This is a genomic window from Mesorhizobium sp. Mes31, assembly GCF_024519675.1.
Lineage (GTDB): Bacteria > Pseudomonadota > Alphaproteobacteria > Rhizobiales > Rhizobiaceae > Mesorhizobium.
This window is the reverse complement of the sequence record NZ_JALJRL010000011.1, coordinates 186,191-206,152: the sequence shown is the minus strand read 5'-3', so window position 1 is coordinate 206,152 and position 19,962 is coordinate 186,191. Positions and strand designations below refer to the sequence as shown.

Annotated in this window: 17 protein-coding genes and 1 pseudogene; 11 read left to right on the top strand and 7 right to left on the bottom strand. The window is 63.6% G+C overall.

Annotated elements, in window-relative coordinates:
- Nucleotides 1–2: 2 nt before the first annotated feature.
- Nucleotides 3–797: an SDR family oxidoreductase gene (locus tag NR193_RS20175; RefSeq protein WP_256752527.1), complete on the top strand. Its 795-nt coding sequence runs from the start codon at nucleotides 3–5 to the stop codon at nucleotides 795–797.
- A gap of 272 nt (nucleotides 798–1,069) precedes the next feature.
- The gene (locus NR193_RS20170) at nucleotides 1,070–2,161 is read left to right on the top strand and encodes a 3-deoxy-7-phosphoheptulonate synthase (protein WP_256752526.1); all 1,092 of its coding nucleotides are present in this window, start codon (nucleotides 1,070–1,072) and stop codon (nucleotides 2,159–2,161) included.
- A 38-nt stretch (nucleotides 2,162–2,199) separates the two neighbouring features.
- Here NR193_RS20170 and NR193_RS20165 read toward each other — a convergent pair.
- From NR193_RS20165 to NR193_RS20155, 3 genes and pseudogenes are all read right to left on the bottom strand, one after another.
- Nucleotides 2,200–2,419, bottom strand: a pseudogene (locus NR193_RS20165) (LysE family translocator); the annotation flags it as partial.
- A gap of 99 nt (nucleotides 2,420–2,518) precedes the next feature.
- Nucleotides 2,519–3,988 (bottom strand): P-loop NTPase fold protein, encoded by a 1,470-nt coding sequence (locus NR193_RS20160; RefSeq protein WP_256752525.1) that lies wholly within the window; start codon nucleotides 3,986–3,988, stop codon nucleotides 2,519–2,521.
- 228 nt (nucleotides 3,989–4,216) lie between these two features.
- Nucleotides 4,217–5,326, bottom strand: a complete 1,110-nt coding sequence (locus NR193_RS20155) for a Gfo/Idh/MocA family protein (protein ID WP_256752524.1) — start codon at nucleotides 5,324–5,326, stop codon at nucleotides 4,217–4,219.
- A 155-nt stretch (nucleotides 5,327–5,481) separates the two neighbouring features.
- Here NR193_RS20155 and NR193_RS20150 point away from each other — a divergent pair, with 155 nt between their 5' ends.
- The 9 genes from NR193_RS20150 to phnN all read left to right on the top strand — a co-directional run bounded on the left by NR193_RS20150 (nucleotide 5,482) and on the right by phnN (nucleotide 15,375).
- Nucleotides 5,482–6,327 carry a MurR/RpiR family transcriptional regulator gene (locus NR193_RS20150; protein WP_256752567.1) on the top strand — a complete coding sequence of 282 codons (846 nt, stop codon included), beginning with the start codon at nucleotides 5,482–5,484 and terminating at the stop codon, nucleotides 6,325–6,327.
- 198 nt (nucleotides 6,328–6,525) lie between these two features.
- Nucleotides 6,526–8,460 carry a 5-dehydro-2-deoxygluconokinase gene (iolC, locus tag NR193_RS20145; RefSeq protein WP_256752523.1) on the top strand — a complete coding sequence of 645 codons (1,935 nt, stop codon included), beginning with the start codon at nucleotides 6,526–6,528 and terminating at the stop codon, nucleotides 8,458–8,460.
- Nucleotides 8,461–8,495: 35 nt separating this feature from the next.
- Complete coding sequence (gene iolD, locus NR193_RS20140; RefSeq protein ID WP_256752522.1) at nucleotides 8,496–10,346, top strand: 3D-(3,5/4)-trihydroxycyclohexane-1,2-dione acylhydrolase (decyclizing); 1,851 nt, start codon at nucleotides 8,496–8,498, stop codon at nucleotides 10,344–10,346.
- Between the two features lie 151 nt (nucleotides 10,347–10,497).
- A complete protein-coding gene (gene iolE / locus NR193_RS20135; protein ID WP_256752521.1) occupies nucleotides 10,498–11,415 on the top strand; it encodes a myo-inosose-2 dehydratase in 918 nt (305 codons plus the stop codon).
- Nucleotides 11,416–11,457: 42 nt separating this feature from the next.
- Entirely contained in the window at nucleotides 11,458–11,670 is a 213-nt protein-coding gene (locus NR193_RS20130) for a DUF3329 domain-containing protein (RefSeq protein WP_256752520.1), read from the top strand.
- A 230-nt stretch (nucleotides 11,671–11,900) separates the two neighbouring features.
- The gene (gene iolB, locus NR193_RS20125) at nucleotides 11,901–12,713 is read left to right on the top strand and encodes a 5-deoxy-glucuronate isomerase (RefSeq protein WP_256752519.1); all 813 of its coding nucleotides are present in this window, start codon (nucleotides 11,901–11,903) and stop codon (nucleotides 12,711–12,713) included.
- 153 nt (nucleotides 12,714–12,866) lie between these two features.
- Complete coding sequence (locus NR193_RS20120) at nucleotides 12,867–13,574, top strand: DUF1045 domain-containing protein (protein ID WP_256752518.1); 708 nt, start codon at nucleotides 12,867–12,869, stop codon at nucleotides 13,572–13,574.
- A gap of 35 nt (nucleotides 13,575–13,609) precedes the next feature.
- Nucleotides 13,610–14,749, top strand: a complete 1,140-nt coding sequence (locus tag NR193_RS20115) for an alpha-D-ribose 1-methylphosphonate 5-triphosphate diphosphatase (RefSeq protein ID WP_256752517.1) — start codon at nucleotides 13,610–13,612, stop codon at nucleotides 14,747–14,749.
- Nucleotides 14,746–15,375, top strand: a complete 630-nt coding sequence (phnN, locus tag NR193_RS20110; RefSeq protein WP_256752516.1) for a phosphonate metabolism protein/1,5-bisphosphokinase (PRPP-forming) PhnN — start codon at nucleotides 14,746–14,748, stop codon at nucleotides 15,373–15,375. Before NR193_RS20115 ends, phnN begins: the two co-directional genes overlap by 4 nt.
- 161 nt (nucleotides 15,376–15,536) lie before the next feature.
- Here phnN and NR193_RS20105 read toward each other — a convergent pair whose 3' ends face one another.
- Genes NR193_RS20105 through NR193_RS20090 form a run of 4 tightly spaced genes read right to left on the bottom strand, consistent with a single transcriptional unit; the run spans nucleotide 15,537 to nucleotide 19,923 of the window.
- Entirely contained in the window at nucleotides 15,537–16,418 is an 882-nt protein-coding gene (locus tag NR193_RS20105) for an SMP-30/gluconolactonase/LRE family protein (RefSeq protein ID WP_256752515.1), read from the bottom strand.
- A gap of 2 nt (nucleotides 16,419–16,420) precedes the next feature.
- Nucleotides 16,421–17,389, bottom strand: coding sequence for an ABC transporter permease (locus NR193_RS20100; RefSeq protein WP_256752514.1), 969 nt, complete (start codon nucleotides 17,387–17,389; stop codon nucleotides 16,421–16,423).
- A complete protein-coding gene (locus NR193_RS20095; RefSeq protein WP_256752513.1) occupies nucleotides 17,386–18,363 on the bottom strand; it encodes an ABC transporter permease in 978 nt (325 codons plus the stop codon). Before NR193_RS20095 ends, NR193_RS20100 begins: the two co-directional genes overlap by 4 nt.
- Before the next feature lie 57 nt (nucleotides 18,364–18,420).
- On the bottom strand, nucleotides 18,421–19,923 hold the full coding sequence (locus NR193_RS20090) for a sugar ABC transporter ATP-binding protein (protein WP_256752512.1): 1,503 nt from the start codon (nucleotides 19,921–19,923) through the stop codon (nucleotides 18,421–18,423).
- Between the last annotated feature and the right edge of the window lie 39 nt (nucleotides 19,924–19,962).

Below are 19,962 nucleotides of genomic sequence, written 5' to 3'. Positions count from 1 at the left end.
CGATGAACGGTTCAGCCGGTCGCAATTCAGAAACGCGCGCCATCGTCACCGGCGGCGCGCAAGGCATCGGCTTCGCCGTCGCCGAGGCCCTGGCCGACGAGGGCTGCCGAGCACTGGCGCTTGTGGGGCGCTCGCAGGAGAAGGGCGACAAGGCCGTCGCAAGCCTCAAGGAAACAGGCGTCGATGCGATCTTCATCAGCGCCGACGTCGCCAAGGTGGCCGATTGCAAGCGCGCCGTCGCAACCGCGATCTCGCATTTCGGCACCGTCAATGCGCTGGTCAATGCCGCCGCCACGTCGGCGCGCGGTTCGCTGGTCGAAACCTCCGAGGACGTCTTCGACCAGATCTTCAACACCAATGTGCGCGGCCCGTTCTTCCTGATGCAGGGCGTGGTTGCGCATCTGCTGGACAAGAAAGCGCCCGGATCGATCGTCAACGTGCTGTCGATGTCGGCGCATTGCGGCCAATCCTTCCTGGCCCCCTATTCCTCGAGCAAGGGCGCGCTGGCGACGCTGACCAAGAATGTCGCCAACGCCTATCGCTCCAACCGCATCCGCAGCAACGCCGTGCTGCCCGGCTGGATGGACACCGAAGGCGAGGACATCGTGCAGAAGAAATGGCACGGCGCCTCCGACGACTGGCTGGCCAAGGCCGAGGCCGGCCAGCCGATGGGCCAGTTAGTGAAGCCGGATCAGTTGGCACGGCTGATCAGCTACATGGTGAGCCCGCAATCCGGCGTCATGACTGGGTCGCTGGTCGACTACGACCAGAATGTTGCGGGGACGTCGCCGGAGTAAGGCCGGCCCCTTTCTCCCCGTCACTATACGGGGAGAGGGGCGCTCTCGCCGGCGATTTCGCTAACTCATTTACGGCACGTGACAAACGCTTCGGCTTCGACTATATGAGCCGCATGATCAACCTGACCGCCACGTATTGGTACTTTAGGAGCTCGCTGGCGGCGGGAGGATTGCGGTCGATCTGAAGATTGCAGCATCAAAATCCGACAAGCCGCCAGACCTGGCGGCTTTTTTGTTTCAGCCGGCAGGTCTCCTAACAGGAGCAGAAAGCCGTGTTGACCACCACAGATGACCTCAGGGTCAAGGAAATCAGGGAATTGAGTACGCCGGACCAGGTGATGCGGGAGATACCGCGCACGCTGACGGCGACGCGCACCGTCAGCGCGTCACGCAACGCGATCCACGCTATTTTGAACGGTACCGACAATCGGCTGCTCGTCGTCGTCGGCCCGTGTTCGATCCACGATCCGGTCGCCGCCGTGGACTATGCCAGCCGTCTGGCGGCGCTGCGCGAGAGCCTGGCGGATCGGCTGGAGATCGTGATGCGCGTCTATTTCGAGAAGCCGCGCACGACGGTCGGCTGGAAAGGCCTGATCAACGATCCCGACCTGGACGGCAGCTTCAACATCGACAAGGGGCTCAGGATGGCGCGCAACGTGCTCTCCGCCGTCAACAATCTCGGCCTGCCGGCGGCGACCGAATTCCTCGACATGACCACCCCGCAATACATTGCCGACCTCGTCGCCTGGGGCGCGATCGGCGCGCGCACGACCGAAAGCCAGATCCACCGCGAACTGGCATCGGGCCTGTCCTGCCCGGTCGGCTTCAAGAACGGCACCGACGGCAATCTGCGGATCGCCGCCGAGGCGGTGAAATCCGCCGCCCAGCCGCATCATTTCATGGCGGTGACCAAGGGCGGGCGCAGCGGCATCGCGACGACCACCGGCAACGAGGACTGCCACGTCATCCTGCGCGGCGGCGTTCAGCCCAACTATGATGCGGCGAGCGTCGAGGCCGCCAGCGTGGAACTCGGCCGCATCGGCGTCGCAGCCCGTCTGATGATCGATGTCAGTCACGCCAACTCAAGCAAGAAACCGGAGAACCAGCCGAAGGTGGCGGCCGACGTCGCCGGCCAGGTCGCGGCTGGCGACGAACGCATCATCGGCGTCATGATCGAGAGCAATCTCGTTGCCGGCCGGCAGGACGTCGTGCCCGGCAAGCCGCTCGTCTACGGCCAGAGCATCACCGACGGCTGCATCGACTGGGCGACTACCGAGACGGTGCTGCACGGCCTTGCCGGCGCCGTCGAGTGGCGCCGCTCGGCGCGCCGCGCCATGATGGACAGCCGTCAGGGAGCCGCCTGATACGATGACGATGTTGGCAGGGGCGGCGCTAATGGAGATTACGCCGCCCTCAGCCCCTCCCAAGCGGTGAACACCGAGACCGCAAAGAGCAGCAGCCCGGTCGCCCGGCCTGCAAGGATGGTTGCCCGCGGATTGGCGATCAAACGATTGCGGCTGCGGCCTGCAGTGATCGCGAGCCCACCATAGATCGCGGCCAGTTGCTTGCATCCAGATCGGGCCGTAGTCCGGCTTCAGGAACTGCGGATAGACGGCAAGCACTGCGGGCAGATGCTCGTTGTCTCCACCATGCGGCGGTCAAACACACGGTCGGCAACTGGATCGGCCAGGCCGGGAGTGCCTCCTCACTCTCTCGAAGCGCTAAGCCCTCCCCCTAGTAATTCGACCGGCGTTCCTGATTAGCCCCTGAAGTTCCGCCTGCACGCTCGCTGGAGCGGACCCGCCGGCCTCGCTACGCCTGTTGTATTCCTCTGCAAAAACTGACTCGACGTACGAATCTGCGGCAGATCGAGGCGAATCCATCAGCGCTGTCCGGATATTTTGTGCCCGGCCCATAACGTTGAGGGCTATCTGTGTGACATTCATTGACTCCCTAGCTTGTGCCCATACCGCATCGGCATTCCACGATGACATTGTGTTTGCGAAGGCAATGTAGTCGAAATTCTGTCTTCGATGATAGCAGGATGCCAGGATCAGCAGGGATGGAAGGTCTATTTTTTCTGGGTACCTCCATGCGGCCGTCGTAGATCCCATTATATCCATTATCTGTTCAATTGCCCGAAGGGGGATTGGCTTTTGGGCGGCAAAGCCAGCCGTGATGATGTTTTTTAATACGTCATTTGGCTCAAGAAGATCGCTTTGCGCTGGGCTGGAAAGCTTCGTAAGGTCGATTAGGTCTAGCTTGCTTGCGACAAACTCTCCCAGCCGCGGTTCAGCGAAGCTATAGCGGCGATCAAAGAACCGGCTTAGGTAGCTGCGCCCATCAAAATCACCGCCATAAGCGCCCCGGATTGTGTGCTGTAGCTGGCCCGTGTCAGTCGAGAAAACGAAGACCACCCCATTTGCTTCAAACAGATGCTTCACACGCTCGAGTACGGCAACAGCGTAAGATGGTCGACACCTATCTAACTCATCAATCACGACGAAAAGTGGAGATTTTATTCCGATCTCCGGTAGTTTTGAGGTTAACTCCCCCATATTCGAGCGGAATGACTGAATCGACTGGCTAGCTTTCGCAAATTCGGCGATCAATGTGTCAGCAGTTTTGTCAGTAAGTGTTTCAATCTCCTTGCTGGCGGCAGCTATTGCGTCATCAAGAACTCCAACGCCCGGCTCTGGGTTTTCGGCCGGAGCCACGTTGCCTGCATCCTCGCCATGCAAAAGGTCATCAATCGTCGAATTTGTGTAGCGGCGGATTGCCGATTTACCCAACGCGACCAACGTACGGCCAGCTATCTGTGCGCCATTTGATTTTACAGCATTCCAGACCTTCTTAACGATGGCTTTCTTGCCTGTGTGCGGCTTCAAGACCTTGTCGATCTCAGCCATGATGGCAACCAAGGGATCGTCTGAATGATCGTCTCTCCAAGCGTTCACTTCAGCAACAAGATAGCCCTCTGCCCGCAGCTGACGCGCAAATCTTGAAACGAAGAAACTCTTTCCGCTTCCCCACTCGCTATCAATGTTCAAAACATAAGAGGCGGTTTTGCCAAGCCTCTTTCGTAGATCAACACTCTGGATCAAAAAATCGATGATGAAGCGCGCATCATTTTTTCTACCGATCTTGTCGTCTTTCCAGACCTCATCAATTTCTTTCTTTATTGCGGTCATAAACCCAGTCCCCATGTCGATCCAAGAGCATAGGCAGACTCAACAGCCTCGTCAGCCCCCTCCTATGCACGGATTTGCATGACTGAAGGCGTTCGCCCCCGCAAACGCGAAGGCGCGGAGTTGGCTAGGACAGGGACGGATTGTCTGCTCGTTGTAGCGGAGCAACGAAGGAATACGGTTTCCGCTCAGCAAGCTCGGGCCGACACCTCTAGGACTTGAGAGGTGGACCTACCTCACATCCACCCAGCGCTTTTCCTCAAACGACCTTGCCATTGCGTGCACCGTGCGCTCGATCTCCAGCCCTTCGGCGAACTCGATGAGCCGCGCCGGCCTGCCGGCAAGGCGCGTCAGCAATTCATGACACTCGATGATCTTGAGATCGTTGAAGCCGAGGCCATGGCCGGGCGCCGGCAGGAAGGCGTCGTAGGGCTTGTGGTGCGGCGCCACCAGGATGGTGCGATAGCCCTGCTCGGTCGGGCGATCGGCGGTGAGATAGAGCTGGAACTCGTTCATCCGCTCCTGGTCGAACAGGATCGACCCTTTCGAGCCGAAGATCTGGATGGCGATGCGCCCCTTGCGGCCCCAGGCGGAGCGGTTGACCAGCAGCGTGCCGGCAATGCCGTTTTCCAGATGCATCAGCACGCTGGCGATATCGTAGGTCTCGACCGCGCGGCGCCCACCAGCCGCCAGCTTGCGGTCGGCATAAGGCTTGGCCATATCGCAGATGACGCTGGCGACGCGCCCGAACAGCACCGAGACCAGCGACAGCGGATGGACGGCGAAATCGTCGAGCGCGCCATAGCCGGAAGCGGCCTCGTGCTTCCAGAAGAACAGCGCCTCCGGATCGGCCATGAAATCCTCATCCATCTCGATGCGCAGATGGTTGACCTCGCCGATGATCTTCTCGTCGAGCAGCGCGCCGATGTGACGGATGGCCGGGCTCTGGATGTAGTTGTAGCCGAGGGCCGCGACCTTGCCGGACTTTTTTGCCGCGGCCGCCATCGCCTCGGCTTCGGCGAAGCTTGGCGCCATCGGCTTTTCGCACCACAGATGCTTGCCGGCTTCGAGGATGGCGATGGCCATTCCCGGATGGAACTGGTTGGGCGTGGTCAAGGAAATGACGTCGACTTCCGGGTCGTTGACGACGGCGCGCCAGTCGCCGGACGCCTTGGCAAAGCCGAACTCGCCCGCCTTGCGCCTGGCGAGCTCCTCATTGACCTCGCCGAGATGGACGAGCCGTGGCTTGGCCACGTCCGGAAAGACGGCGCCGACGGCACTCCATGCGATGGCATGGCACTTGCCCATGAAACCCGTGCCGATAAGACCGACGCCGACCATCTTCCGTTTTCTCCACTGCCTGAAGCGTTCGATGGATGAATTAATCCATTTTCCCCAGGAATGGAATGTCTGCCTCATTTTTTATGGCGTTCTTGCGCAGGCTCGCTATGATGAGGCAGAGAGGGCATCCACAGATGAGCTTGGACAGGGCGACGATGGACGAACGGGTACCTCGCGACTTCGAGACGCTGCGCGCCACCATCCTGGACCGGCGTGAAAGCCTGCCGAAACGCATCGCCCAGATCGCCGCCTATGCGCTCGACAATCCCGACGACATCGCTTTCGGTACTGCCGCCAGCATCGCTGCCTCGGCCGGCGTGCAGCCGTCGACCTTGATCCGCTTTGCCCAGCAGCTTGGCTTCGACGGTTTTACCAGCCTGCAGCAGGTGTTTCGCGAGCGGCTGCGCGAGCGCAACTCGTCCTATGACGAAAGGCTGCTGGCCTTGCGCGCCAAGGCCGAAGGCGGCGCCGGCCACCGCGCGATCTTCGACGGCTTCGTCGCCGCCGCCAGCACGTCGCTCAACGATATCTCACGCACGCTGGACGAGACGCATCTGGAAGACGCGATCTCGCTGCTGGCTAGGGCCGAAACCATCTACGTGCTGGCCAAGCGCCGCTCCTATCCGGTGGCGACCTATATCGCCTATGCACTGGGCAAGTTGAAGATCCGCAACCAGCTGATCGAATCGGCGGCTGGCCTGAATGCCGAGATGATCGCCTTTGCCACGCCGGCGGATGCCGTCATCGCCATCTCCTTCTCGCCCTACGCGCCCGCAACCATCGAGGAAGCGCGGGCCATTTCCGAGCGGGGCGTGCCGATCGTCGCCATCACCGACAGCTCGTTTTCACCACTCGCCCAGTTCGCCCGGGTCTGGTTCGAGGTGGCCGAAGCGGATTTCGCCGGCTTCCGCTCGCTGTCGGCGACGATGGCGCTGGCCATGGCGCTGACCGTTGGCGTCGGCGAGAAACGGCGCGACTCGGGTCGCAAGCGCAGGGCCTGATCAGGCCCTTTTTTCTTGTTTGACCATGATCCTTTCCCAAAACCGGCAGCCACTTTTCGGGATCATGGCCGGGCAATTTTAAACCGGGGAATGCTCATTCCATATTGACTATGGATTGGAATTATTATTTCATATTCCCGGCGCCACGCTGCCGCTCGCGCGTGTACCCCAAAACAACAAGGCCGACGGGAGGTTCCAATGAGCGAAGCCGTGGAAGCGAAACATACGCCGCTCGACGTCATCACCATCGGCCGCGCTTCCGTCGACCTCTACGGCCAGCAGATCGGCTCGCGGCTGGAGGACATCACCTCCTTCGCCAAGTCGGTCGGCGGCTGCCCGGCCAACATTTCGGTCGGCACGGCCAGGCTCGGCCTGCAGTCGGCGCTGCTTACACGCGTCGGCGACGAGCAGATGGGCCGCTTCATCCGCGAGCAGCTGACGCGTGAAGGGGTCAATGTCGACGGGCTGAAGACCGACAAGGAGCGGTTGACCGCGCTGGTGCTGCTGTCGGTCGAGGATGAAGGCGTCTCGCCGATGATCTTCTACCGCTCAGACTGCGCCGACATGGCGCTGGCGCCCGAAGACATCGACGAAGCCTTCATCGCCTCGGCCCGCTCGATCGTCGTCACGGGCACGCATTTCTCCCGCCCCAACAGCGACGCCGCCCAGCGCAAGGCGATCCGCATCATCAAGGCCAAGGGCGGCAAGGTGGTGTTCGACATCGACTACCGGCCCAATCTGTGGGGGCTGGCCGGCCATGCCGAAGGGTTCGAGCGCTATGTCAAATCAGACCGGGTCTCGGCCCAGCTGAAGACGGTGCTGCCCGATTGCGACCTCATCGTCGGCACCGAGGAAGAGATCATGATCGCGTCGGGCGCCGACGACTGCCTGAGCGCCTTGAAGACGATCCGCTCGCTGTCTTCGGCGACCATCGTTCTCAAGCGCGGCGCCATGGGCTGCATCGTCTATGACGGCCCGATCAGCGACGATCTCGAGGACGGCGTCGTCGGCAAGGGTTTCCCGATCGAGATCTACAATGTGCTTGGCGCCGGCGACGCCTTCATGTCCGGCTTCCTGCGCGGCTGGCTGGGCGGCGAGAGCTTGGCGACGGCGGCGACCTGGGCCAATGCCTGCGGCGCCTTCGCCGTGTCGCGGCTGCTTTGCGCGCCGGAGTATCCGACCTTCGAGGAGCTGCAGTTCTTCCTCAAGAACGGCAGCAAGCACCTGGCCTTGCGCAAGGACGAGGCGATCAACCACATCCATTGGGCGACGACGCGCCGGCGCGACATTCCCTCGCTGATGGCGCTCGCCTGCGATCACCGCGTGCAGTTGGAAGATGTGGCGGCGAAAGCCGGCGCCGATCCGGCGCGTATCCGCGATTTCAAGGTGCTGGCCGTCAAGGCAGCGGCCAAGGTCGCCGCCGGCCGCGACGGCTACGGCATGCTGATCGACGAGAAACATGGCCGCAAGGCGATGTTCGAATTCGCGCATCATCCCTTCAGCTGGCTTGGCCGGCCGGTGGAGCTGCCGGGATCGCGGCCGCTGCGCTTCGAATTCTCGCAGGATATCGGCTCGCAGCTCACCGAATGGCCTGTCGATCACTGCATCAAGTGCCTGTGTTTCTATCATCCCGACGATCCGGCGGCGCTCAAGGAAGAACAGCAGCAGAAGCTGCGCGCGCTGTTCGAGGCGGCGCGGAAAGTGGGCCGGGAACTTCTCATCGAGATCATTGCCGGCAAGCATGGCAGGCTCGACGACACGACCATCCCGCGCGCGCTGGAGGAACTCTATGCGCTCGGCATCAAGCCCGACTGGTGGAAGCTCGAGCCGCAGGCGTCGGCCGGCGCCTGGGCCAAGATCGAAGCGGTGATCCTGAAACACGATCCCTGGTGCCGCGGCGTCGTGCTGCTTGGGCTCGAAGCACCGCAGGACGAGCTGGAAGCCGCCTTCGCCGCCACGGCCAATGCACCCATCGTCAAGGGATTTGCCGTCGGCCGCACCATCTTCGTCCACGCGGCCGAGCAATGGCTGGCGGGCAAGATGTCTGATGACGAGGCAGTGGCCGACATGGCGTCGCGCTTCGAACAGCTGACCGAAGCGTGGCTTGCCGCGCGCGGCCGCAAGGCAGCATAAGAAGGCGCGGCACAAGGACTGCGGAGGAAAATACCATGAGCAAGACAATCCGCCTGACGATGGCGCAGGCGCTGACCCGCTTTCTCAGCAAACAGATGACCGAGATCGACGGCAGACGAGTGCCGATCTTCGGCGGTGTCTGGGCGATCTTCGGCCATGGCAATGTCGCCGGCATCGGCGAAGCGCTCTACCAGGTGCGCGACGAATTGCCGACCTTCCGCGCCCACAACGAACAGGCGATGGCGCATGCGGCGATCGCCTACGCCAAGGCCAATTTCCGCCGCCGCTTCATGGCGGCGACCTCTTCGATCGGCCCCGGCGCGCTCAACATGGTGACGGCGGCGGCACTCGCCCATGTCAACCGCTTGCCGGTGCTGTTCCTGCCCGGCGACGTCTTCGCCAACCGCATTCCCGATCCGGTGCTGCAGCAGGCCGAGGATTTCTCCGACGGCACGGCGACGGTCAACGACTGCTTCCGTCCGGTGTCGCGCTATTTCGACCGCATCACACGGCCGGAACAGATCATTCCGGCACTCAGCCGCGCGATGGCGGTGCTGACCGATCCGGCCGAGTGCGGGCCGGTGACGCTGGCGCTGTGCCAAGATGTGCAGGCCGAGGCCTATGATTATCCCGAGAGCTTCTTTGCCGAGCGGGTCTGGCACCAACGCCGGCCGCGGCCGGACCGCCACGAACTCGCCGCCGCTGTCGCGGCGCTCAAGGGCGCGAGGAAGCCGCTGATCATCGCCGGCGGCGGTGTGCTTTATTCGCAAGCCTCGGATGAACTGGCGAAGTTCGCCGACACCGCCGGAATTCCGGTCTGCGAGACGCAAGGCGGCAAATCCTCGTTGCCGGACGATCATCCGCTCAACATGGCGGCGGTCGGCGTCACAGGCACCTCGGCCGCGAACCGGCTGGCGGAGGAAGCCGATGTCGTGCTGGCCATCGGCACGCGACTGCAGGATTTCACCACCGGCTCGTGGGCGCTGTTCAAGAATTCCGGCAAGACCATCATCGGCTTGAACGTGCAGTCCTTCGACGCCGGCAAGCACAGAGCGCTGCCGCTGGTCGCCGACGCGGCCGAAGGGCTCGCCGAACTGGGCGCCGCGCTGAAAGGCTGGAAGGCGCCATCCGCCTGGACGGACAATGCGGCCACCGGCAAGAAGGCCTGGCGGGCCGACGCCGCCAAGGCGACGGCGTCGACCAATGCCGCCTACCCGTCCGACGCGCAGGTGATCGGCGCCGTGCAACGCGCCATGGGCTCTGGCGTGATCCTGCTGAATGCCGCAGGCGGCCTGCCGGGCGAACTGCACAAGCTTTGGCAGGCGGGCGCGCCCGGCTCCTATCACGCCGAATACGGCTTCTCGACCATGGGCTACGAAATCGCCGGCGGGCTCGGCACCAAGATGGCGAAGCCCGACGAGGAGGTCGTCGTCATGATCGGCGACGGCTCCTATCTGATGCTGAATTCCGAGATCGCCACGTCGGTGATGCTCGGTTTGAAGCTGACCGTCGTGCTGCTCGACAACAGGGGCTATGGCTGCATCAACCGGCTGCAGATGGCGACCGGCGGCGCCAACTTCAACAATCTCTTGAAGGACACGCGGCATGACGTTCTGCCCGACATCGATTTCGCCGCGCACGCGGCGAGCATGGGGGCGATCGCGGAGAAAGTGCCGTCGATAGCGGGACTCGAAAACGCACTGCAAAAAGCCAAGAAGAACGACCGCACCACCGTGCTGGTCATCGACACCGACCCGCTGGTTTCCACCGAGGCCGGCGGCCATTGGTGGGACGTGGCGGTGCCAGAGGTCTCGGCACGCAGCCAGGTGAACGCGGCGCGCAAGGCGTATGATGAAAAGCGGCAGATGCAGAGCGTTGGCGATTGAATGATCGCGCTGCCAAGCCCCTACCCCCCTTGTGGGGAGGTCGGACCGAAGGTCCGGGTGGGGGTCTGGCACCGCACCCCCACCCCGCTGCTTCGCAGCGACCCTCCCCACAAGGGGGAGGGTGACTCGAACCTAAAAATGGAGTGACGACTTGAAAGCCAGACTGGGCATGTCCCCCATCGCGTGGTGGAACGACGATCTTGCGGAACTCAGCGATGACGTATCGCTGGAGGAGTGCCTGCGCCAGTCGCGTTCGGCCGGTTTCACCGGCATGGAGATGGGCCGGCGTTTTCCCAATGATCCCGATGTCATGCTGCCGATCCTGAAGGCAGCCGACGTGACGCTGTGCGGCGGCTGGTTCTCGGGCACGCTGGTCGATGAGGACATGGCCAGGAACAAGGACCGCATCCAGCCGATGATCGACCTGTTCCGGGCGGTGAATGCGCCTTGCATCGTCTATGGCGAGGTCGGCCGCTCGATCCAGGGCGACCGCTCGAAGCCGCTTGCCACCAAGCCGAAGCTGTCGGACGACGAGATGAAGGCCTATGCAAAGCGCCTCACCGAGTTTGGCGAATGGTGCGCCGAGCAAGGCATGCCGCTGTCCTACCACCATCATATGGCGGCAGTGGTCGAGACCGAGCCGGAGCTCGACGCCTTCATGCGCTATTCCGGAGCCGGCATTCCGCTGCTGCTCGATGCGGGACATCTGGCCTTTGCCGGCGGCGACGTTCTGCGCGCCATCGACAACCACCACAAGCGCATCAACCATGTGCATGTGAAGGACGTGCGCATGGGCGTGATCGAAAAACTCGACCGCACGAAGCAATCCTTCCTCGACGCCGTGGCGCTCGGCGCCTTCACGGTGCCGGGCGACGGCTCGCTGGATTTCGGCGCCATCGTGCAACGCTTCGCCGACCATGGCTACGAGGGCTGGTTCGTCGTCGAAGCCGAGCAGGACCCGAAGAAGAACCCGCCGCTCAAAATGGCGCAGGTCGGCTACAAGGAGCTGATGCGGGTGATGACGGCTGCCGGCTATACGGTTGAAACGCAGGGTTTCCCCAATGCCTGATGCGATGGTTCCCTGCGAAGCAGGTTGCTGTAGGTTGGCCCGATGAAAGATTCCGAACACCCGTTCTTCCGCCCGCTGTGGCGGCGCGTCGCCGTCGTCGCTGTCTGCGTCATATGGTCAATCATCGAGTTCGCCACCGGCACGCCCTTCTGGGGCGTCATCGCGCTCGGCTTCGCCGGTTACGCCGTCTGGCAGTTTTTTTATCTGTACAAGCCGGCGGACGAGCCCAAGCTTCCGCTCGAGCCGAAGGAATAAACCGGTCCATGGCGCGGAAGTTTTGTGTATCGGATTCTGTGTGCATGACATCGCATACGTTGGTGACTGGCTGGAACGCCCCTCACTTCGTCATCCTAGGGCGGAGCAAGGAGCGTAGCGACGCAGCGCAGACCCTAGGATGACGAAGTTGAGAAGGCCACGGCCAATCTCCGAAGTTTGTTCATCGGGACTGCAAGTAGGCCTGAAAATCGAAGTGTAGGGAGACAAACATGTCGAAGCTGCTGGTGAAGGCCGACAAGGGCCATGGCCGCGTCGCCCATGTGACGCCGGAAAGCGCTGGTTGGACCTATGTCGGTTTCGACCTGCATCGGCTAAAGCCCGGCGAGACGGCTTCCGGAAAAACAGATGACCGCGAAGCCTGCCTGGTGTTCGTTACCGGCAAGGGCAATGCGAAAGCCGGCGGCAAGGATCTTGGGTTGCTTGGCGAGCGCATGTCGCCCTTTGAGGGCAAGCCATGGTCTGTGTACGTGCCGCAAGGCTCGGACTGGTCGGTGACGGCGGACACCGAGCTGGAGCTCGCCGTCTGCTCGGCGCCGAGCCTTGGCGGCGGCCTGCCAGTCCGGGTCATCGCACCGGACGATCTCGGCCAGGAGGTGCGCGGCAAGGGCACCAACACGCGCTACGTCACCAACATCCTGCCGGAGGGCAAGCCGGCCGACTCGCTGCTGGTGGTCGAGGTCATCACGCCCGGCGGCCATACGTCGAGCTATCCGCCGCACAAGCACGACCAGGACAATCTGCCTGCCGAGTCCTATCTCGAGGAGACCTACTATCACCGCCTCAACCCGCCGCAGGGCTTTGCCTTCCAGCGCGTCTATACCGACGCCGACAGGACCGGCCATCGCGCTCTGGACGAAGCGATGGCGATCGAGGACGGCGATGTCGTGCTCGTACCCAAGGGTTATCATCCCTGCGCCGCCTGCCATGGCTACGACCTTTACTATCTCAACGTCATGGCCGGGCCGAAGCGGACGTGGAAATTCCACAATGCGCCCGAGCACGAATGGCTGATGAAGGCCTGATCGGCCATTGCTTCAGGACCCGGGAACTGGTCCAGCACGAAAAAATCGTCGGCTAATGACCCGGCCGCAGCGTTTTGTTACCTGAAAGCCAGCAAGGCTTCGTCATTCCGTCATGGAAATCACCTATGGCAGCGGAGCTGACGAGGACTTCTCATGCGCTACGCGATCTATTTCACCCCCCGGCAGGACGAGAAGCTGGCGCGGATTGCCGCCAACTGGCTGGGCCGCGACCCGTTCGGCGCCGCGACACGGCCGGTTGAGGCGGTGGCCGACCTGTCGGCGGCCGAAGTCGCCTTCCATACCGCGTCGGCGCGCCGCTACGGTTTTCACGCGACCCTGAAAGCGCCCTTCCGCCTGGCCGCCAACGAGACGGAAGCCTCGCTGCGCGCCGCCCTCGACGCCTTTGCCGAAGCGACGCCGGTGGTGACCATCCCGCGACTTGTCGTCAGCCAGATCGACGGCTTCTTCGCGCTGGTGCCGGAAGCGCCGCTGCCGGCGCTCAACCGCTTCGCCGATGACGTGGTGCGCGGCTTCGACCGTTTTCGCGCGCCGCTGACCGACGCCGAGATCGAACGGCGCAGTCCCGATTCGCTCAAGCCAGGCGAATTCCGCAATCTCTGCCAATGGGGCTATCCCTATGTCTTCGAAACCTTTCGCTTCCACATGACGCTGTCCGGCCGGGCAGCGTCACAGGAAAGCCCTCGTCTTCGCCTAGCCATCGACAGCCTGTTCGCGGAGGTTCTGCAACAGCCGGTCCTGGTCGACGCGCTGACGCTGTTTGTCGAAACCGAACCGGGGGCGCCGTTCATGGTGCTCTCCCATCACGTGCTCGGGCGCCGTCAGGCCAGAAGAACCGCCTGAACAAACCCTGCATGAACAACCAAGGACTGCTTGAAATGACCGCCGAGACCGTTCTCCACAATGCCCGCATCGTGCTTGCCGACGAGATCGTCGAGGGTTCTCTGGTACTGCGTGACGGCTTTATCGCCGGCATCGATGCCGGCGCCGGCCGCACCGGCGAGGACATGGGCGGTGACTACATCATTCCGGGCCTGGTCGAACTCCACACCGACCATCTCGAAGGCCATTACGCGCCGCGGCCAAAGGTGCGCTGGAACCCGATCGCCGCCGTGCTCGCGCATGACGCACAGGTAGCGACCGCCGGCATCACCACCGTGCTCGATGCTTTGCGCGTCGGCATGGACGAAGACGCCGACCTGACATTGGCCGACATCCGCAAGCTGGCCGACGCGATCGAGGACAGTGTGCAGCAGGATCGGCTGCGCGCCGACCATTTCATCCATCTGCGCTGCGAGGTTTCGGCACCGGATTGCCTCAAGGCATTCGCCAATTTCGACGGCGACGAGCGGGTCAAGCTGGCATCGCTGATGGACCACGCGCCCGGCCAGCGCCAGTTCGTCAATCTCGAAACCTATGCCTACTACTACCAGCGCAAGCTGAAGCTGACCGACCGCGATTTCAAAGTGTTCTGCGAAAAGCGGATGGCGGAATCGGCGCGGAATTCGGCACCGAACCGCGCGGTGATCGCCGCCGCCTGCCGTGAGCGCGGCATCGTACTCGCAAGCCATGACGACGCCACCACTGGCCATGTCGACGAAGCGATCGAGCAAGGTGTGCGCGTCGCCGAGTTCCCCACCACGGAGGAAGCCGCCAGGGCCTCGAAAGAGGCCGGGCTCGGCGTGCTGATGGGCGCGCCCAACGTCATGCGCGGCGCCTCGCATTCGGGCAACGTCTCGGCCCGTACGCTGGCCGGCGACGGCCTGCTCGACATCTTGTCGTCCGACTACATTCCCTTCAGCCTGATCCAGTCCGCCTTCTTCCTTGGCGATGTCGTCGAGGGCATCACCTTGCCGCAGGCGGTCGCCATGGTGTCGAAGAACCCTGCCGAAGCCGTTGGCCTGGCCGACCGCGGCGTCATCGAACAGGGCCGGCGCGCCGACCTCGTGCGCGTACGCGTCGACGACCATGTTCCGGTGGTGCGTACGGTCTGGCGGCAGGGGCGCCGGGTTGCATGATGGTGTCGGCGTTGATCGAGCGTGAACTGTCCGCCGAGACGTTTCCGATCCGCGACGGCGTCTTCGTCGCCGTTGTGGGCCCGAGCGGCGCCGGCAAGGACACGGTGATCGGCTACGCCCGTGCCCGCTTCACTGATGAGACCCGGCTGGAGTTCGTCCGCCGCGTCATCACCAGGCCGAGCGATGCCGCGAGCGAGGATCACGACACGCTGGCCGAGGCCGCCTTCGCCGAAGCCGAAGCCGATGGCGCCTTCGCCATCTCCTGGGAGGCGCACGGCTTGCGCTATGGCATCCCGGCCGACGTCGACTGGTCGGTCGCCAATGGCCATGTTGCCGTGGCCAACGTATCGCGCGCGATCATCCCGGTGTTGCGTCAGCGTTATGCCAATCTGGCGATCGTCGAGATCACCGCCTCGCCGGAAGTGCTGGCCGAGCGGTTGGCGATGCGCGGCCGCGAGTCACGCGGCGAAGTGCTGGCACGGCTGGCGCGCAGCGCCAATGTGACCTTGTCGGGACCTGGCGTCACCTCGATCGACAACAGCGGTCCGCGCGAAACGGCCGGCGAGCGCTTCGCCGAGGTGCTGCGCAAGGCGATGGCCTTTTCCGACATGTCGGGTCTGATCTAGGTTCTACAAGCTCTCGCAATAGGGTTTTGGCTTCGCGCCGCACGACACCCACTGCGACTTGACGGAGTCCACGGCATACCAGCTATCTCGGGCATCGTTTCGTTACCGGAACGATGCCCGAGGTCTGGAACCGCTGGACACGCCGGTGGAGTAGGGAAAGGTCAGCCTTTGAACGCTGGCAAGGTCAGGCCCTTGACGCCGACGTCGAGCGCGAACAGTCCGCCCGGATGCTTCTGGCGGACGAAGTGACTGGCCGGACGCCGGAGCACGGCCGAGGTGACATAGAGGATATCGAGGTCCTTGCCGCCGAACTCGCAACAGGTCGGCAGGTCGGTCGGCAACTGCACGGTCTGCATCAGCTCGCCGTCCGGATCGTAGCGACAGACCTTGCCTGTCACCGGGATCGTCACCCAGTAGCAGCCTTCCGCATCGACGGTGGCGCCGTCGGCGACGCCGCCGGTCACCGTCATGTCGATAAAGGTACGGCGGGTCTCGATCTCGCCGGTGGCGGCATCGAAATCATAAGCCCACACCGCGCCGGCATGGCTGTCGGAGAAATACATGGTCTTTGAATCCGGACTCCAGGCCAGCCCGTTGGAGCAGCCGATGCCGTCGATCATCTTGTGCACCGAAAGGTCTGGATCGAGCCGGTAGAGCGCGCCGATGAATTCGATCGGCTGGCCCGGCACCTCGAACATCGAGCCCGACCAGAAACGGCCCTGGCGGTCCGGCTTGCCGTCGTTGAAGCGGGTCTTCGGCATATGCGCTTCCGGGTCGACGATCGCCTCGAACCTGCCGGTTGCCGGATCGAAGAAATGGAAGCCGTTGGTCATGGTCAGCACCAGGCCGCCCTTCTCGCGCAGGCCAAGGCAGCCGAGATATTCCGGCGTCTCGAAGACCATGTCCTTGCCGGTCGACGGATCGTAGCGATGGATCAGCTTCTTCCAGATGTCGATCCACCACAGCACGCCGGCCTTCGGGTCCCAGAGCGTGCCTTCGCCGAGCTCGGCCCCGGCATCGACGACACAGGTGATTTCGACCATGGTCAGCTCTCCTTTCTGCGTAGCTTGCCGCCGAGACCTGCGAAGGTCTCGCTGCCGATCGATACGGTGAGCAGGATCACCGCGCCATAGACGATGAGCAGCGCGCCGCTCGACAGGTTCAGCGCCGGCAACAGGCCGGTGAGAATGGTGAGCACCATGGCGCCGGCGACGGTGCCGAGATAATGGCCGCTGCCGCCGAGGATCGAGGCGCCGCCGATGGCGACCGCCGCGATCGAGGTGAACAGATAGGCGTCGCCCATGCCGAGATAGGCCTGGCCGGAATAGCCGGTCAGCAACATGCCGGCGAAGGCGGCGGTGAGGCCGGAAATCACATAAGTCAGGATGGTGGTGCGCGCGGTCGGCACGCCGGAGAATTCGGCGACAGTGGCGCTTGTACCGAGCGCATAAAGGTGGCGGCCGAACGCCGCCTTGGAGAGCAGCAGCGTCGCCACCAGCGTCAGCGCAAGCCAGATCAGCGCGATGACCGGGAAGGCGCCGATGCGACCGACCGAAAGGTATTGGATCAAGGCCGGCGCCGAGGGCGTCGGCGAACCGCCGGTCAGCACCAGGATCAAGCCTTGCAGGATGACGTTGGTGGCCAGTGTCATGATGATTGGCGGCACGCCGAACTGGGCGACGCCAATGCCGTTGATGAGCCCGATGAAGGCGCCTCCGGCGAGCAGCAACGGCATGACCCAGACCAGCGGCAGGTCCTGGCCGCCGCAGAGCAGCGCCATGACAATCGCCGCCGAATTGAGCACCCATGGCACCGACAGGTCGATGCCGCCGCCGATGATGACGAAGGTCTGGCCGAGCGCGACGATGCCGACGAAGGCGGCCAGCACGACGGTGGAGCGCATGTTGGAGACCGACAGGAAGCCCGGCGAGAACAGCGCCGTGACCAGGAGCAGCACGACCATGCCGGCATAGGCAAGCACGATGAGCCGGTTGCGGGCGAGGAAGGCGCTCATTGGACACGGCCCCTCGCGGCTTTCTCGGCGACGGAACTGGCAAGCACCGAGAGCAGGAGGATGATGCCTGAAGCGACCGGCTGCCAGTAGCTCGACACATGCAGGACGAAGACCAGATTGCCGATCAGGGTGAGCACGAAGGCGCCGATCAGCGTGCCGGCGAGATGGCCGCGGCCGCCGAACAGGCTGACGCCGCCGATGACCGCCGCCGCCACCGAAGGCAGGATGTAGTCCTTGCCGATGGTTGGCGACCCGGCGCCGGTCTGCGTCGTCAGAAACAGTGCCGCCCCCGCCGCGAACAGGCCGGAGAGGCCATAGGTGATGACGTTGACGCGGGTGATCGATACGCCCGACAGGAAGGCCGACTTTTCGTTGGAGCCTGTTGCCTGGATGGTGATGCCGACGCCGGTGGCACGGAACCACCACCAGAACAACAGCAGTGCCAGCAGCATCCAGACCGGGCTGGTCAGGCCGAACAGTTGCGCGTAGCCGAAGCTGACCCACCAGCCTGGCACACTGCCGCCATCGGTCGGCAGGATGATCATGGCGACGCCGTTGAGGATCGACCATGTGGCGAGCGTCACCAGGAAGGGCTGCAGCTTGAGCAGCGAGATCAGCAAACCATTGAGCGCGCCGATCAGGAAGCCGAGCGCGAGGATGGCCAACGCCCAAAGCGCGGTGGTCGAGGGGTCGTCGGTGAAGCGCGTTGCCGCGATCACCGTGCCGAGGCTGATCATGCCGCCGATCGACAGATCAATGCCGCCGCGCACCAGCACGATGGTCTGGCCGGTCGCCGCCAGCATCAGCGTCAACGCCGCCGCCGTGTCGAGGTTCAGCTCATCCAGCGAAAAGACGCCGGACTGCAGGCTGCCATAGATGGCGACGATCAAGGCCAGCATCAGGCATGCTACGAGGAAGGGAGCGCGGTCGAGCGCGCGGCCGCGCCAGTCGATACCCGGCTTGGCGGATTTCATTTCGGCTGGCCTTTGCGCCATCTCCACAGGTTGCTCCGCGATCGCCATCACCATGCCTCAGGCCGCCTCGCTTTCAAGCATGGCGGCGCGCAAAATGCCCGCCTCCGAAATGCGGTCGCCCTCCAGCGTCGCGGCAACACCGCCGTTGCGCATCACCAGCACGCGGTCGGCGACGTGGACAAGCTCCGGCATGTCGCTCGAATGGAACAGGATTGCATAGCCCTTGGCCGCGAGGTCGCGCATCAGCTGGAAGATCTCCCCCTTGGTGCCGACATCGACGCCGCGCGTCGGATCGTAGAGCAGCAGCACCCGCGCTTGCGTCAGCAGCATCTTGCCGAAGATCACCTTCTGCTGGTTGCCGCCGGACAAAGTGCCGGCAAGCTGTTCCGGCGTGCCGGCCTTGATGCGCAGGAAGTCGACCATCTCCTTGACCAAGGCCGCCTCCTTTTGCCGGCTGAGCAAGCCGTTTTCCGTGAAGCGTTTGATCACCGACAGTGTCAGGTTCTCGCGCACGCTCTTGGTCAGAAGCAGGCCCTGCCCGCGCCTATCCTCGGGAACCAATGCGATACCATCCTTGCCGGTCAGGGCCTGGCGCGGATTGGCGATCGAAACCGGCTTGCCCCAGAGCTCGATGGTGCCGCTCGCCTTGCTGGCGCCGAACAGCGCCTGGAACAGCTCGCGCTGGCCGTGCCCCTGCAGACCGCCGACGCCGAGCACCTCGCCCTCGCGCAGCGCAAAGTCGACGCCGGAGAGCCGGCTGCCGCTCGAAAAATTCTTGACGCTCAGCGCGATGCGATCGGTCGCGGTGGCAATACGCTCGGGATAGAGCCGGTCGAGGTGCCGGCCGATCATCTGGGTGACGATCTCGTTGTCGGAGACGGCATTGGCTTCGTGCACGGCAATGGTGCTGCCATTGCGGAAGATGGTCAGCCGGTCGGCAATGGCGCGCACCTCGGCCATGCGGTGCGAGATGAAGATGACCAGCCTGCCCTCGGCGGCCAGTTGCCGGGTGAGCTTGAGCAGCCACTCGGCCTCGCGCGCGGGCAGCGCCGAGGTCGCCTCGTCGAGGATCAGGATGCGCGGGTCCTTGGCCAGGCCCTTGGCGATCTCGACGATCTGCCGCTCGGCCAGTGTCAGCCGCCGCAATTCCTGGTCGGGACGAAGTGCCGGGAAATTGTATCTTTCGAGCAGCGCCAGCGTCTTGCGGCGCATCTCGGCGCGATTGACGGTGCGCAGAAGCGTTCTTGGCTCGTGGCGGAACCAGATGTTCTGCTCGACGCTGAGATCGGGGATCAGCGACAACTCCTGGAAGACAGCGGCGATGCCGCGCGCCTGGGCAGCATCCGGATTGGCCGGGCGATAGTCCTGGCCGTCGACCAGGATCGAGCCGCCATCATGCCGCACCGCGCCCGACAGGATCTGGATGAAAGTGCTCTTGCCCGCGCCATTCTCGCCGAGCAACGCGTGCACTTCGCCGGCGCGGGCACTGAATGTCGCCTCGCTCAGCGCGACGATGCCGCCATAGCGTTTGGACAGGCCTTTGACGGTGACGAGGTCCATGGGCTGCTCTCGAAAAGCTCTCCCGACATCCTGCGATGC

Excerpts from the sequence above, each read along its gene's own strand:
- NR193_RS20120 (WP_256752518.1), top strand. The coding sequence starts at position 12,867 with ATGCGCTACGCGATCTATTTCACCCCCCGGCAGGACGAGAAGCTGGCG.
- NR193_RS20175 (WP_256752527.1), top strand. The coding sequence starts at position 3 with ATGAACGGTTCAGCCGGTCGCAATTCAGAAACGCGCGCCATCGTCACC.
- phnN (WP_256752516.1), top strand. The coding sequence starts at position 14,746 with ATGATGGTGTCGGCGTTGATCGAGCGTGAACTGTCCGCCGAGACGTTT.
- NR193_RS20150 (WP_256752567.1), top strand. The coding sequence starts at position 5,482 with ATGGACGAACGGGTACCTCGCGACTTCGAGACGCTGCGCGCCACCATC.
- NR193_RS20115 (WP_256752517.1), top strand. The coding sequence starts at position 13,610 with ATGACCGCCGAGACCGTTCTCCACAATGCCCGCATCGTGCTTGCCGAC.
- NR193_RS20105 (WP_256752515.1), bottom strand. The coding sequence starts at position 16,418 with ATGGTCGAAATCACCTGTGTCGTCGATGCCGGGGCCGAGCTCGGCGAA.
- NR193_RS20095 (WP_256752513.1), bottom strand. The coding sequence starts at position 18,363 with ATGAAATCCGCCAAGCCGGGTATCGACTGGCGCGGCCGCGCGCTCGAC.
- iolB (WP_256752519.1), top strand. The coding sequence starts at position 11,901 with ATGTCGAAGCTGCTGGTGAAGGCCGACAAGGGCCATGGCCGCGTCGCC.
- iolD (WP_256752522.1), top strand. The coding sequence starts at position 8,496 with ATGAGCAAGACAATCCGCCTGACGATGGCGCAGGCGCTGACCCGCTTT.
- NR193_RS20155 (WP_256752524.1), bottom strand. The coding sequence starts at position 5,326 with ATGGTCGGCGTCGGTCTTATCGGCACGGGTTTCATGGGCAAGTGCCAT.
- NR193_RS20130 (WP_256752520.1), top strand. The coding sequence starts at position 11,458 with ATGAAAGATTCCGAACACCCGTTCTTCCGCCCGCTGTGGCGGCGCGTC.
- iolC (WP_256752523.1), top strand. The coding sequence starts at position 6,526 with ATGAGCGAAGCCGTGGAAGCGAAACATACGCCGCTCGACGTCATCACC.
- NR193_RS20100 (WP_256752514.1), bottom strand. The coding sequence starts at position 17,389 with ATGAGCGCCTTCCTCGCCCGCAACCGGCTCATCGTGCTTGCCTATGCC.
- NR193_RS20090 (WP_256752512.1), bottom strand. The coding sequence starts at position 19,923 with ATGGACCTCGTCACCGTCAAAGGCCTGTCCAAACGCTATGGCGGCATC.
- NR193_RS20160 (WP_256752525.1), bottom strand. The coding sequence starts at position 3,988 with ATGACCGCAATAAAGAAAGAAATTGATGAGGTCTGGAAAGACGACAAG.